Here is a 13,875-nt window from a genome sequence, read left to right as displayed (position 1 = left end):
AGGACTGCTTTTTTTATTTGTTGAAACTCTTCGTGTCCATGTGTGACAATGATACAAAGTTGCAGAGAAGCTATAGAATGTCTTGACTTTGTCGAAGCGGTTCATTAAAATCATAAAATAATGAAAAATGATTTGATGACGGGACCAAGTACTCCGAACCCACAAGCGCAGAGAGGAATTTCCAGGCTGTAAAAATTCCCTTGATGAACGGATGAATGACCTCCCCGAGAACAGGCGGCGAACAATTGAGGAAACCCTACTGAAAGTACATTGTAATTGTGCCGACAGTGGATGGTCCTGCATAATAGCCGTACTGCGCGTTACGGGCGTTATACGTATGAGCGGAGTCAGTATACTGCTGACGGGCAATGAGTGATTTTATGCTGGTTGTCTGGACAAACTCCGGAATGTGGGTGGTACCACGGGTGATTTGTAAACGACAATCCCTCGTCCCTGTTAATGTTAACAGGACGAGGGATTTTTTGTTTTATATTGAAAGTGGAGTAAGAAGAAAGAGCACAATATGAAATACAACGATGGGGGGATACGTTAATGGCCTTTCAAAAACCGACGGGAACACAGGATTTGCTGCCGGGCAGTGTAGAAAAATGGCAAGTGGTCGAGGAAAAAGCCCGTGAGATTAGCCGCCGCTTTAATTATCGAGAGATTCGTACACCAATGTTCGAACAAACGAATTTGTTCGTTCGAGGTGTGGGTGAAACGACGGATGTAGTGGAAAAGGAAATGTATACTTTTGAGGATAAAGGGAAGCGCAGCATGACTTTGCGTCCGGAAGGAACAGCAGGGGTTGTCCGCTCCTATGTGGAGAACAAACTATACGGGGAGCCGGATGTAACTAAGCTGTATTATATCGGTCCAATGTTCCGTTATGAGCGTCCACAGGCTGGGCGTCAGCGCCAGTTTCACCAATTTGGAATTGAAGCATTTGGGGCGGTCGATCCGGCACTGGATGCAGAAGTTATTGCTTTCGGGTATCAATTCTGCCGTGAACTGGGTCTGAAAGGAGTACAGGTGGAGATTAACTCCGTCGGTAATGCAGCCAGCCGCGCAGCTTATCGGCAGCATCTGGTGGACTTCTTGATGCCAATTAAGGATACGTTGACCAAGGAGAGCCAAGCACGCATTGAGCGTAATCCGCTGCGAGTGCTGGATAGCAAAGATGACCAGGACAAATTTGGAGGTGCACCTTCGATTTTGGATAGCTTGGACGAGGAATCTCGCACACATTTTGAGAAAGTGAAGCAAAATTTGGATGCCATGGGTGTGGAATATACAGTTAACCCGCGCTTGGTACGGGGGCTGGATTATTATACGTTGACAGCGTTCGAATTCAAAGCTGAAGGAATTGGTGCCATAGACACGATTGGTGGAGGCGGCCGCTACAACGGATTGGTTGGAGATCTGGGCGGACCGGATCAGCCAGGGATTGGTTTTGGTATTGGACTGGAGCGAATCCAGCTGATTTTGGAGCATCAAGGTGTCAAACTGAACGAATCCAAGCCGTTAGATATCTATATGGTGGCGTTGGGTGAGGCGGCAGAAACGGAAGTAACCAAACAACTATTCAAATTGCGTCAAGCTGGATTTTCCGCAGAACGAGATTATCTGGGTCGTAAAATGAAGGCGCAGATGAAATCAGCCGATCGCTTTAAAGCAAGGTATACTGCGATTCTGGGTGAAGATGAGCTGGTTCAAGGTGAAATTGCACTGAAAAACATGGAAACGGGCGAGCAGCGCACTGTTAAGCTGGATCAGCTGGTGGAAGAACTAGGATAAAGAAGATGTGTAACATCAGTCAGGGGGAGTCTCCCTCTGGCTGTCATATAGCATTAACTACTAAACATAAACAGGAGTGTGTATTATGAAAAGGAGTCATCAATGCGGCGCATTGACTCATGCGCATATCGGAGAAACAGTTACATTGAACGGTTGGGTACAAACCCGTCGTGATTTGGGGGGCGTACTTTTTATAGACCTGCGTGACCGTAGCGGAATTGTACAAATCGTATTTAATCCGGCATATTCCGGTGACGCACTGCAAATTGCGGACCGTGTTCGTAGTGAGTATGTGCTTGAGGTTACTGGTACCATTGTCAAACGGGATGCAGAAACGATTAACCCGAACCTGCCTACAGGTGAAATTGAAGTGCGTGTCACTGAAATCGAAGTATTGAATGCATCCAAAACACCTCCGTTCTTCATTGAAGATGGCGTGGAAGTAGACGAGTCACTGCGTTTGAAATACCGTTATCTGGACTTGCGTCGTCCGGAAATGCATCAGACCTTGAAGCTGCGTTCCAAAGCAGCAAAAGTATTCCGTGATTTCCTGGACGGTGAGGATTTCATTGAGGTGGAAACACCGATTTTGACAAAAAGTTCCCCAGAGGGCGCCCGTGATTATCTGGTACCTAGCCGGGTACATGAAGGTGAGTTTTTCGCCTTGCCGCAATCTCCACAACTGTACAAGCAATTGCTGATGGTGGGTGGCGTGGAGCGCTACTACCAAATTGCACGTTGTTTCCGTGATGAAGATTTGCGTGCTGACCGTCAGCCTGAATTTACGCAGGTCGACATTGAGACCTCCTTCATGCAACAGGATGATTTGCTGCCTATGATGGAGCGTCTTATGGTGAAATTGTTCAAAGAAACCGTTGGGGTAGAACTGGAAACACCGTTCCAACGGATTACACATGCAGAAGCGATGGATAAATACGGATCAGACAAGCCTGACCTACGTTTTGGTCTGGAGTTGATTAATGTCAATGATATCGTGGCAACCAGTGGTGTGAAAGTATTTGCTTCCGTAATTGAAAAGGGCGGGGAAGTTAAAGTTCTCAATGCCAAGGGATGTGGCACGTGGAGCCGTAAGGACATTGATGACCTAGGTCCTTTTGCAGCGCGTTATGGAGCAAAGGGCTTGGCTTGGATTCAGGTGAAAGAAGGCGAATTCAAGGGGCCTATCGTTAAATTTTTCACACCGGAAGAAATCGAAGCCTTGAAAGAACGTACGGGAGCTGAAGAAGGCGATCTGTTACTCTTCTCTGCCGATAATAAAAAGGTAGTTGCTGATGTATTGGGCGCGCTTCGTCTGAAAATTGGCCGTCATTTGGGCCTCATCGACGATAACAAATTTAAATTTGCTTGGGTCGTAGACTTCCCGCTTCTTGGCTATGACGAAGAACAAAAACGTTATGTAGCGGAGCACCATCCGTTCACTCGTCCGAAGGAAGAAGACCTGGCCCTCTTGGACACAGATCCAGGTCAAGTTCGTGCTCAGGCCTACGATATCGTGCTGAACGGCTACGAAGTGGGTGGTGGCTCGATGCGTATTTTCAAGCGTGAAGTTCAGGAGAAAATGTTCAAAGCGCTCAACCTGCCGCCTGAAGAAGTGAAGGATAAATTCGGTTACTTGCTGGATGCATTTGAATATGGTACGCCTCCACATGGTGGCATTGCCTTCGGCTTTGACCGTCTTGTGATGCTGCTTGCAGGTCGTACAAACCTGCGTGAAACCATTGCATTCCCGAAAACAGCCAGTGCGACAGACCTGCTTATGGATGCACCAAGCGAAGTGGATCAAGCTCAATTGGAACAGCTTCACATCCGTCTTGCCCCGAAACCTGTTACTCCTAAAGCTTAAGATGAACGTTTGTCTTTGCAAGCGCACCGAGTGGCTTGTGGATAGATTATAGAATGCCGTGAACCCGTTACCCTTTTATGGATAATGGGTTCGTGGTTTGTATGCTGGAGTTCAAGTATAGAGTTTAAATCAGTGAGGGAGGATATACCATATTGTTGCATCAATTTTCACGAACGGAACTGGCTATCGGAACTGAAGGTCTAGAGGTTATGAAAAATAGCACGGTGGCCGTGCTGGGTATCGGCGGTGTCGGTTCGATTGCAGTGGAAGCACTGGCGCGCACAGGTGTTGGACGTATCATTTTGATTGATAAAGATGTTGTAGATATCACCAATATTAATCGCCAGATACATGCGTTGACAACAACGGTAGGTCAAAAAAAGGCGGATCTGATGGTAGAGCGTGTGAAGCTGATTAATCCTGAATGTGAAGCGATTGCACTGAACATGTTTTATACGGAAGAAACGTATGAGGAGTTATTTAAGTACGAACTGGATTATGTGCTGGATGCTTCAGATACGATTATTTACAAAATTCATTTGATTAAGGAATGCCTGAAACGGGGGATTCCGCTGATCTCCAGTATGGGCGCTGCGAATAAAATGGATCCAAGTCGTTTTCAAGTAGCGGATATTTCCCAAACCAGAATGGACCCGATTGCCCGTGTCATCCGCACCAAGTTGCGTAAGGAAGGCATTACCAAAGGCGTCAAGGTTGTATTCTCCGATGAGGAACCAAAGAAGCCACGTGAAGAAATTACAAAAAAAATTGTACCTGCCAACGCACCTGAAATCCGGAAAGCGAAGCAGCCGCCTGCAAGCAATGCCTTTGTACCTCCGGTAGCAGGACTGATCATGGTTAGTGTAGCCGTGAAGGATTTATTAGAACACGCTGGTGTGTAAGTTGTAAAAATAGCATGGCAGTGCATTCGTAGATTTACAGCAGTATGTATTCACTTTAAGACCTGTAGTTCTGTGCATCACATCCTTTGTGTCACAGTTGCTACAGCTCTTTTTTGTTTTGAAAAAGTGCAGCTTACTGTAAACAGATTGAACAACTTGCTGGAGGGTTTTGGTATGAAGGATGGACTATGGTCCAGAAGTCTCGGTTACAAGCCCGAGCATCATTGGAAAAAGGAATTAGCCGCTGGGGCCATTTCTTATTTTTCCGTGGTATACATTGTTATGGTTAATGCGACTATTTTGTCAGATGCCGGGATTCCCCTCCAAGGGGCGATGCTCGGGACACTGCTTACATCGATGATCGGCTGTCTACTGATGGCTTTTGGTGGGAAATCTCCAATGGTCGTTGTACCAGGGATGGGAATTAATGCTTTTTTCACTTACACGCTGGTACATTCCATGAAGCTGAGCTGGCAGGAAGCGTTGATGGTAGTTGCCGTCACAGGGGTGATATTCGCCATTGTGGCCTTTACATCATTGTACAAGCTGATTAGCCAAGCGATTCCCCATAATTTGCAGCACGGAATTACGGTAGGCATTGGTTTGTTTTTAACCTTTATCGGATTGCAAAAAAGCGGCATCGTGATTGCTCATCAGACGACTTTTGTGGCTATTGGCCATTTTAATGATCCCAAGGTAATTACGGCTTGTGTAACGTTGCTGCTCGCTATTGTATTGTTTGTGCGTAACGTTCAGGGAGGTTTACTAATTAGTATTTTGGCGGGAACTGGGCTTGCTTATATACTGGGAGCTGTAGAGCCTACAAGCACGGTACGAACCTCTGAAACGGTGCGACAGTATGGGCAATTGTTTGGAGAGCTTTCCTTTTCAGGCATTGTCTCGGTAGCTTTCTGGATCGCTGTCTTTTTGCTCCTACTCATTGTGCTATTCGAGAATATTGGTATGATTACTGCACAAACCAACATGATTGGTAGACCGGATTTATTTAAAAACAGCTTGCGTGTGTTGGCTGTAACCAATATCTTTGCCGGTATTTTGGGCAGCAGTCCGGCGGTAGCCGCTGCGGAATCGACGGCTGGTATTGCAGCAGGGGGACGCTCGGGAATGACACCGCTGGTAACTGCTATTTTATTCGGGGCGACGTTTTTCTTTATTCCACTGTTGGCTTATATTCCTGATAGTGCCATTGCACCCGTGTTGATCATCATTGGGGGGCTAATGGTGCAAAATGTGCGAGAGATGGATTTCAGTGATTTTACTGAAGCGTTTCCTGCATTTCTGATCATGGTGATGATGCCCTTTACTTATAGTATTGTGGACGGAATGGCATTTGGTTTTATTGCATACCCCGTAGCCAAGCTGGCAGCAGGACGGGGCAAGGAAGTACCTATCGCATTATATATAATATCTGTACTGTTTGTGGCAAATTTTGTGCTTCATTCTCTGGTGTAGTAAACTCGAAGATAGATTGTACTGTTCATACCCGCGCAGAGCGCGGGTGTTGTTGTTTGAACAAGAATGGTCAGACAGGAAGCGAGGTTGATGGTATATGGAAAAAGAACATCATATACACCAAGAAGAGCAGGAGGACTGGATGAAGGAAAAGCCGGGTAAAAGACCGGATAAGGCTGGCATGGGGCGGTTTATCAAATTGATTGCGAGTGCGCATCCGCCCAAAGCCATTCTGATCATCGCCCTGATTCTGACCCTGATTCAGACCATGGCTGGTTTAATCGTACCCATGATGACTAAAGGGTTGATTGATGGCTTGACCTTTTCTTCACTAAACCGTATGGTCATTGTTGGTCTGCTTGGCGCTTTTGTGATTCAAGCGGTGGCTTCGGCAGTTTCTATCTATATGTTGAACTATGCTGGGCATAAGATTGTGGCTAATTTGCGCAAACGCTTATGGCATAAAATCTTATCTCTACCTATCCCTTACTTTGATCGAAATCGGTCAGGAGATACGATGAGTCGCGTCACCAATGATACAAGCCTGATTATGAACTTAATTACGGAGTATCTAGTCAATTTGATTTCTAATGTGATTGCAATTATTGGTGGTATTGCATTGTTATTTTATCTGGATTGGGTGATGACGCTCATTATTATGGCTATTGTTCCGCTAACAGCTCTGATTTTATTTCCGGTAGGCAGAAAAATGTACCGCATCTCCAAAAAACAGCAGGATGAGATGGCAGATCTGACCTCAGTGTTAAGTCAGGTTATCGGCGAAATCAGACTGGTGAAGGCCTACGGAACCGAAAGCAGAGAGGCTCAGGCTGGTGAGGATCGTATTTACCGGATGTTCCGCTTCGGTTTGCAAGAGTCACGTATCCTGGCCCTTGTAGGTCCAATTTCTACCTTCTTGTTGACTGCAGTACTGGTCATTATATTGGGGGTTGGTGGTGTTCGCGTTGCATCGGGTGTGCTGACCGCGGGGGATTTGGTGGCATTTATTTTGCTGCTATTTCAGGTGATCACACCGATGGCACAATTCACGACTCTGTATTCACGTCTGCAAAAGGTGGTTGGGGCTACTGAACGGATTCAGACGATTTTAGATCATGAAGAGGAACCGCTCGAGTTGAAGCAGGAAGCGGCAAAAGAGAGCAGAGATATTATACTTCGTGATGTTGTCTTTTCCTATACCGAAGGTGAAGAGGTTCTTCATAATGCAAACTTGGTCATTCCGGCTAACCGGACGACAGCATTCGTGGGTCCGAGCGGGAGTGGGAAATCCACCTTATTTTCATTGTTAGAGCGCTTTTATGTGCCAGATACAGGGGAAATTCGTTATGGAGACGAACCGATATCGTCATATACACTTTCCTCCTGGCGCTCCAAAATTGGTTATGTATCGCAGGAAAGCTCAATGATGACCGGAACGGTCAGAGATAACATTACATATGGCTTGGGGCGCGAAGCTGACTTGGAAGAAGTGAGACGAGCAGCTACGATGGCGTATGCGGATACATTTATTATGGATCTACCTCAGGGCTACAACACTGAGGTGGGAGAACGGGGAATGAAGCTGTCCGGAGGCCAGCGTCAACGGATCGCTATTGCGCGTGCGCTTCTTCGTAGCCCTGACATCCTCATGCTGGATGAGGCTACATCTAGTCTGGACAGCTCTTCTGAGCATGAGGTACAGAAGGCCCTAGCGAACTTGATGGAAGGACGCACGACGATTGTCATTGCTCATCGTTTGTCTACGGTGGTTCACTCCGACCAGATTATCGTGTTGGACAAGGGCAAGGTGACCGGTGCAGGAACTCATACAGATTTATTAGAGTCCCATCAGGTGTACCGTGAGCTGGCTCAAAAGCAGTTTGTGGAGATGGGGGAGAGAAGTATGGAGTATTAGAGGCCGCTTCGCGTGTGACTTGATCCTCCGATCGCTGTTGTCTCTGAATTCCTCTGATTGTATTCAGAACAGGGGGGAATTCAGAGGCAAAGGCGAACGCTCCGCTTCTTCGGATTCAAATCACCCGCTTCGCTGGTGCCGAAAAGCTCCATACTTTTGTGAAAGAGTAGGGAAATAGGGGGATTAGAAATAAGGTTGGATTTTTATGGTTAAATGTGTTACGCTTACTTTCCTTTTTTTGTGTCGGAGCAAGTGGATGATGCAGAAATCGAGACTTGATATTCTTAGGAGGTAACTGAAATGGAGAATGAGTTTCAAAGTGCCTATCAAGAAGAACAGCACAGGCTGTCGCTTGCTATGGAGGAAATTGATCGGAGATTGGAACGGCTTCGCAATACGCCAGTGTACACTGGGCATGATTTTACAGAGCAAGTGCTGGAATCGGCACGGGAGGAAAAACGTCAGGCTTTGGCCAAAAGCTCGCAGGAGCCTTATTTTGGGCGTATGGATTTTGACGAGCGTGGCAGAGGGCAGCGGAAGCCGCTTTATATCGGTAAAATTGGAGTAGAGCGTGAAGAAACGTCAGCGTATCCGCTGGTGATTGATTGGCGTGCACCGATTGCCAGCTTATTTTATTCGTTTACAGGTGGTGAAGAAACCGCGTCCTATGAAGCTCCTGAGGGAACTATTGAGGGTTTGGTCTATCTGAAGCGCAACGTTGTCATTCGGAAAAGAATCCTGGAACGGGTAGCCGATACGTATAATCGTGAAAGCGACGAGCCGGCAGTTTCCGATGAGTTTCTCGTTTATCGTTTGGGAGAAAACAAGGATAACCGTTTACGGGATATCGTATCTACCATTCAGGCGGAGCAGGATCAGATCATCCGCGCGGCTAAAAATACAGCCCTCGTTATTCAGGGGGTAGCGGGTAGTGGCAAGACGACGGTAGCGCTGCATCGTCTCGCATTTTTGCTGTATCAATACAAGGATCAGGTATCAGCGGACAAAATGGTCATTTTCGCACCCAACCATATGTTTCTCGACTATATTTCAGATGTACTTCCTGAGCTGGGGGTCGGGGATATTCAGCAAAGTACATTTGCAGACTGGGCGCTGGACTTGTTGGGTTTGGATTTACCTTTGGCTGATCCTGCCGAAACATTATCTTATTGGTTTGAGAGTGGCAGTCTGAGAGAGGAATCCATGGATGAGGCGCCGGGAAGATTCAAGGGTTCAGTTCACTTTATGGAGTTACTTCAAGCTTTTGTTGAACGACTGGAGCCCATTTCCGTTCCCGAGGAGGATTTTTCACCATGGGATGGAGCGATGCTGCCGCGAGCTGAGATTTTGAATTGGTTTAATGAGGAGTATAAGCCTTATCCGCTCGCGAAGCGGAAGGAGCGTGTGCTGGCAAGAGTGCACCGCTGGATTGAAATGGAGCTGAAAAAGTCGCCTTCGGCGGCAGCACTCAAGGAACGGAAGAAAAAGGCAGGGGCACGGGAAAAGGCATATGCTAAAAAATGGCCACAATACGACGCACTGACGCTCTACAAGCAGCTTTTTCAAGCAGCTAAAGGGTTACCCGCAGATACGGCTGCGGAGATGAAGGCTTCTCTGCCGACTGCTATTTTTAAGGCTACACAGTCGGATCTGCGAAAACAGATTATCCGTGAAGAAGATCTGACTGCGTTAGTGTATCTCCACGTGCTGATTCATGAGGTAGAATCATCTCAACGTTTTGACCATGTGGTCATTGATGAAGCGCAGGATTTTTCACCTTTTCATATCGCATTGCTGGATTTGTTCGTCAAAGGACATTCCTTTACTATACTGGGCGATTTATCGCAGGGCATTCATGAATACCGTGGCGTACATGCATGGGAGGAAATGAGTTCTCTTTTTGCACCGGAACATACCGGGTATTTTGCGCTTACGCGGAGCTATAGATCAACCTTGGAAATTATAGAATTTGCAAACACGATTTTGGAGCAGGGAGTTCGCGGCGGTATTACGGCAGTTCCAGTATTTCGTAGTGGCGATCCGGTGCGCACTATATCTTACGACTCATCGGTACGTGAGCAGAGTTTGCTCACCGCTCTAAAAGAACTGTCCTCCAGGGAGTATCGTACTGTTTCTGTGCTGACACGTACCTTAAAAGAGGCTGTGGAACTGCATGAGGTTTTCACAAGTGCGGGGATGGATGTGAATTTGATTGACGGTGGTAAAAAGCAATATGAAGGCGGTTTGTCGGTACTGCCTGTGTACCTATCCAAAGGTCTGGAGTTCGATGCAGTTATTGTGGCGGATGCCGACCATGAGCATTATGGAGAACGGGCATGGGATGCCAAACTGCTGTATGTAGGATGTACCCGTGCGCTGCATGAGTTGTGGCTATTGCATGATGGCTCACTTCCTAGTTACGTACAGGCACAGACGGAGTAAACAGAAAAAGCGTTGTAAAGTACCGCCTGAGTTGTTGTATTCCTTTTTGTTTACTGTTTATCTTAGTGATGGAAATTATGAAATCATGCCAGTCGAAGAACAGCCACGAAATCATCTTTCGTCTAAGGCTGTTCTTTCTTTTTTATGGGCGACTGACTTGAAGACCTACAGCTGTGCCATGACCATGCTATCTGCAACTTGTTAACGGATATGGTAGAATAAGAGTCGGTTTACACCGTATCAGAATTATAGATGACTTGAATTTTCATGTTTTTCAACCCTATGAGCGAACCTAATATAGTATGTTTTCAAAGATAAAAGAAAGTGTTCGTTCATAAATCATAAGGAAGTGAAAGAAATGGACTTATTTTCATATTCCCAAGAGTCAACGCCAAGCAATCGGTTGCTTGCGGATCGCTTGCGTCCGACTTCACTGGATGAATATATTGGACAGGAGCATGTTGTGGGTCCAGGTAAGTTGCTGCGAAGAGCCATAGAGGCAGATCAGGTTTCTTCTATTTTGTTGTACGGACCACCGGGATGCGGAAAAACAACGCTGGCACATATCATCTCGCAACACACGCAAGGCGATTTTGTACGTCTGAATGCTGTAGAAGCATCTGTGAAAGACGTAAGAGAAGTCATTGATCTTGCACAGACGAATAAATCGATGTATGGCAAAAAAACCATTCTGTTTCTCGATGAGGTACATCGTTTTAACAGTTCACGTCAGGATGCACTGCTGCCTGCGGTGGAAAAGGGCACGATCGTGTTTATTGGCGCCACGACTGAAAATCCCTTTCACTACGTCAACGGCGCTTTAATGAGCCGTTCTACGTTGTTCCAGCTTGAAGCGCTAACGCAGGAACATTCGCTGGCTGCTATGCGCCGCGCCTTAAGCGATGCGGACAAAGGGCTTGGCTACATGCAGCTCCAGGTCGATGAAGCTGCACTGGCTCACATCGCTTCCATGGCGAACGGCGATATCCGCCGCGCTTTAAACGCGCTGGAACTGGCGGCGCTCACAACGCCTCCGCTGGCAGACGGCACGATTCACGTGACACTGGAAGTCGCTGAGGAATCCATTCGCCGCCCGATTGTCAAAGCAGATGAATCCACGCAGTATGATGTGTTGTCGGCCTTCCACAAAAGCATTCGCGGCTCCAGCGATGCCGCGCTGTTCTGGTTCCTGTACGCCGTAGAAAAACTCGGTATGGACCCGATGACCTTTATCCGCCGCCTCATCGCGGCAAGCAGCGAGGACATTGGTCTGGCGAACCCGCAGGCAATGGTGCAAGCGGTGAGTGCGCTTGAAGCCTATCGCAATAACGGCTGGCCCGAGGCCAAGCTGAACATTGCACAGGCTATTTTGTTCGCTGTGGAAAGCCCCAAATCGAATGCTGTATATACGGCGATTTCACGGGCCATGTCGGCTATGGACGATATCAAATCGGCTGAGGTGCCACTCCATTTGCGTGACGCACACTACAAAGGCTCGGAAAAGCTCGGTCATGTTGGCTACCAATATCCACATAATTATCCGAATCATTATGTGAAGCAGCAATATTTGCCCGATGCGATAGCAGACCAAACCTTCTATCAGGCTACTGAGCAGGGGAATGAGTCAAAAATCAGGCAAAACCAGCGCTGGCGGGATTCACAGTCTTAATATATGTGCGACTTAATATACAGAGTGTGTACGATATCGTCACGTTACGCCATGATCGTGCAAGTGCGAAGAAGGGGATAAAAAAATGAAAGACATGTTATTCGTTGCCGCGGGCGGAGCGCTTGGAACCTCTACCCGTTATGGCCTGCAATCGCTGCTGCCTGCGGCGGGTGCGGATTTTCCACTTGGTGTGCTGCTAATTAATTGGATCGGCTGCCTGTTTCTTGGTTGGTTCTTTACGGTAACCTTGCGATCATGGCGGATCAAGCCGCGATTGCGACTTGCCATCGGAACAGGCTTTACAGGGGGCTTTACCACCTTTTCCACTTTTGCAGTGGATGCTGTACGCCTCACAGTTCACGATCGTATGCTGACGGCTGTGTTGTACCTCCTGCTAAGCGTAGGCGGAGGGCTATTTTTGACATGGACAGGTATCCGTCTAGGTACAAAAATGACGCAGGCTGCTCCGAAGGAGGAACGCTTATGATCTGGTGGGCGGCGGCAGGCGGGATTATGGGTACACTGGCGAGATACGGGCTTGGTATGTGGGCCGGAAAGAGGTTGGGTACCGTATTCCCGTGGGGGACGTGGATCATTAACGTCAGCGGTTCATTGCTGCTAGGCTGGCTCTATGGTGAGTTTACGCAACACCAGTTGTCTCCTGCACTCTGGATGCTGTTAGGAACAGGTTTTTGTGGCAGCTACACCACCTTTTCCACATTCGGCTATGAATCTCTTCAACTGATGGAGCGCAAAGAATACCGACGCATGGCTACGTATGTACTTTCCTCTGTCGTGGTAGGAGTTGTAGCTGCGGCTATCGGGTACAGAGTCAGTTAAGCTTTATACATTTTTGAATTAACACGTAAAAATGCAATAAAAAGCTTCCAATCCCGACTCAAGGCATTCTCAGCCGTGATACGGTTTTGGAAGCTTAGTGCTGTACCTATACAGCTATTTTTTATCTCGTTCTTTGTACAATTCAGGTAAAAGGGATTCGAGTTCAGGTCTTGGATCAGGATCAGACAACTTCATTTCCTCCAGCGTTTGGACGGCAATCCGCAGCACAGTATAATCCCTATACCAACGGTTGTCTGAAGGAACGACATACCAAGGAGCTTGTTTGGTTGAGCTTAGCTCTAATACATCCTCATAATACTGGGTATATTGCTTCCAAAATTTCCGTTCCTGCAAATCACTTGGATCAAGTTTCCAGTTTTTGTGAGGCTTTTCAATTCGGTCGATCAGCTTTTCTAACTGAAATTGCTTTGAAATATGTAAAAAGATTTTAACCACCTTTACACCATTATCCAGCAACAACTGTTCAAAATGCTTGATATGCTTAATATTCCGTTTGGCTTGCTTATCGGATATCTGTCCGTGAACACGTGTAATTAGCACATCCTCATAATAAGAACGGTTAAATGCTGCAATATATCCACGTCCTGGGGTAACGCTATGAGCACGCCACAAGAAATCATGACTTAATTCCTCAGCCGTAGGTGATTTGAAGCTGTGGACCGTCACCCCCGCCGGATTCAGATTAGAAAATACCTGTTTGATGACGCCATCTTTGCCGCTGCAATCCATGCCTTGAAATATAAACAAAACGGATTGTTTTTTCTCTGTAAATAATTTGCTTTGTAATTCCGTGAAGCGTTCCTTCAATTGATCTGTTTCCTGTCGGATTTCTTCTTTATTTTTGATATTATTTGTATCCTTAGGGTCCCATTCTTTCAAAGAAACTTTTTTACCTGGTGTCAGCATTCCTAATGAATCAGACATAAAGGCACGCTCCTTTTCAATTGAAGTA

General features: G+C 46.9%; 10 protein-coding genes. 9 read left to right on the top strand and 1 reads right to left on the bottom strand.

Going from position 1 to position 13,875, the window contains the following annotated elements; all coding sequences use genetic code 11:
• Positions 1-552 precede the first annotated feature (552 nt).
• The 9 genes from hisS (at position 553) to crcB (MKY35_RS19580) (ending at position 12,902) form a co-directional block, all read left to right on the top strand.
• A complete protein-coding gene (gene hisS, locus MKY35_RS19620; RefSeq protein WP_069012464.1) occupies positions 553-1,797 on the top strand; it encodes a histidine--tRNA ligase in 1,245 nt (414 codons plus the stop codon).
• A gap of 85 nt (positions 1,798-1,882) precedes the next feature.
• On the top strand, positions 1,883-3,661 hold the full coding sequence (aspS, locus tag MKY35_RS19615; RefSeq protein ID WP_029515739.1) for an aspartate--tRNA ligase: 1,779 nt from the start codon (positions 1,883-1,885) through the stop codon (positions 3,659-3,661).
• 152 nt (positions 3,662-3,813) lie between these two features.
• Positions 3,814-4,563 carry a tRNA threonylcarbamoyladenosine dehydratase gene (locus MKY35_RS19610; protein ID WP_029515738.1) on the top strand — a complete coding sequence of 250 codons (750 nt, stop codon included), beginning with the start codon at positions 3,814-3,816 and terminating at the stop codon, positions 4,561-4,563.
• 174 nt (positions 4,564-4,737) lie between these two features.
• Positions 4,738-6,036, top strand: a complete 1,299-nt coding sequence (locus tag MKY35_RS19605; protein ID WP_029515737.1) for an NCS2 family permease — start codon at positions 4,738-4,740, stop codon at positions 6,034-6,036.
• A 97-nt stretch (positions 6,037-6,133) separates the two neighbouring features.
• Positions 6,134-7,951 carry an ABC transporter ATP-binding protein gene (locus MKY35_RS19600; RefSeq protein ID WP_342444608.1) on the top strand — a complete coding sequence of 606 codons (1,818 nt, stop codon included), beginning with the start codon at positions 6,134-6,136 and terminating at the stop codon, positions 7,949-7,951.
• A gap of 300 nt (positions 7,952-8,251) precedes the next feature.
• Positions 8,252-10,393 (top strand): UvrD-helicase domain-containing protein, encoded by a 2,142-nt coding sequence (locus MKY35_RS19595; protein WP_342444607.1) that lies wholly within the window; start codon positions 8,252-8,254, stop codon positions 10,391-10,393.
• Between the two features lie 358 nt (positions 10,394-10,751).
• The gene (locus MKY35_RS19590) at positions 10,752-12,062 is read left to right on the top strand and encodes a replication-associated recombination protein A (protein WP_342434388.1); all 1,311 of its coding nucleotides are present in this window, start codon (positions 10,752-10,754) and stop codon (positions 12,060-12,062) included.
• An 85-nt stretch (positions 12,063-12,147) separates the two neighbouring features.
• Positions 12,148-12,549 carry a fluoride efflux transporter CrcB gene (gene crcB / locus MKY35_RS19585; protein WP_029515733.1) on the top strand — a complete coding sequence of 134 codons (402 nt, stop codon included), beginning with the start codon at positions 12,148-12,150 and terminating at the stop codon, positions 12,547-12,549.
• Positions 12,546-12,902: a fluoride efflux transporter CrcB gene (gene crcB / locus MKY35_RS19580; protein ID WP_029515732.1), complete on the top strand. Its 357-nt coding sequence runs from the start codon at positions 12,546-12,548 to the stop codon at positions 12,900-12,902. Before crcB (MKY35_RS19585) ends, crcB (MKY35_RS19580) begins: the two co-directional genes overlap by 4 nt.
• A gap of 114 nt (positions 12,903-13,016) precedes the next feature.
• On the opposite strand, the gene MKY35_RS19575 is transcribed toward crcB (MKY35_RS19580), so the two are convergent.
• Positions 13,017-13,847: a PPK2 family polyphosphate kinase gene (locus MKY35_RS19575; protein ID WP_342444606.1), complete on the bottom strand. Its 831-nt coding sequence runs from the start codon at positions 13,845-13,847 to the stop codon at positions 13,017-13,019.
• Positions 13,848-13,875: the final 28 nt, after the last annotated feature.

This window comes from Paenibacillus sp. FSL L8-0638, assembly GCF_038593075.1.
GTDB lineage: Bacteria > Bacillota > Bacilli > Paenibacillales > Paenibacillaceae > Paenibacillus > Paenibacillus polymyxa_D.
This window is presented reverse-complemented; position numbering and strand designations above follow the sequence as displayed.

Excerpts from the sequence above, each read along its gene's own strand:
- hisS (WP_069012464.1), top strand. The coding sequence starts at position 553 with ATGGCCTTTCAAAAACCGACGGGAACACAGGATTTGCTGCCGGGCAGT.
- aspS (WP_029515739.1), top strand. The coding sequence starts at position 1,883 with ATGAAAAGGAGTCATCAATGCGGCGCATTGACTCATGCGCATATCGGA.
- MKY35_RS19605 (WP_029515737.1), top strand. The coding sequence starts at position 4,738 with ATGAAGGATGGACTATGGTCCAGAAGTCTCGGTTACAAGCCCGAGCAT.
- MKY35_RS19600 (WP_342444608.1), top strand. The coding sequence starts at position 6,134 with ATGGAAAAAGAACATCATATACACCAAGAAGAGCAGGAGGACTGGATG.
- MKY35_RS19595 (WP_342444607.1), top strand. The coding sequence starts at position 8,252 with ATGGAGAATGAGTTTCAAAGTGCCTATCAAGAAGAACAGCACAGGCTG.
- MKY35_RS19590 (WP_342434388.1), top strand. The coding sequence starts at position 10,752 with ATGGACTTATTTTCATATTCCCAAGAGTCAACGCCAAGCAATCGGTTG.
- crcB (WP_029515733.1), top strand. The coding sequence starts at position 12,148 with ATGAAAGACATGTTATTCGTTGCCGCGGGCGGAGCGCTTGGAACCTCT.
- crcB (WP_029515732.1), top strand. The coding sequence starts at position 12,546 with ATGATCTGGTGGGCGGCGGCAGGCGGGATTATGGGTACACTGGCGAGA.
- MKY35_RS19575 (WP_342444606.1), bottom strand. The coding sequence starts at position 13,847 with ATGTCTGATTCATTAGGAATGCTGACACCAGGTAAAAAAGTTTCTTTG.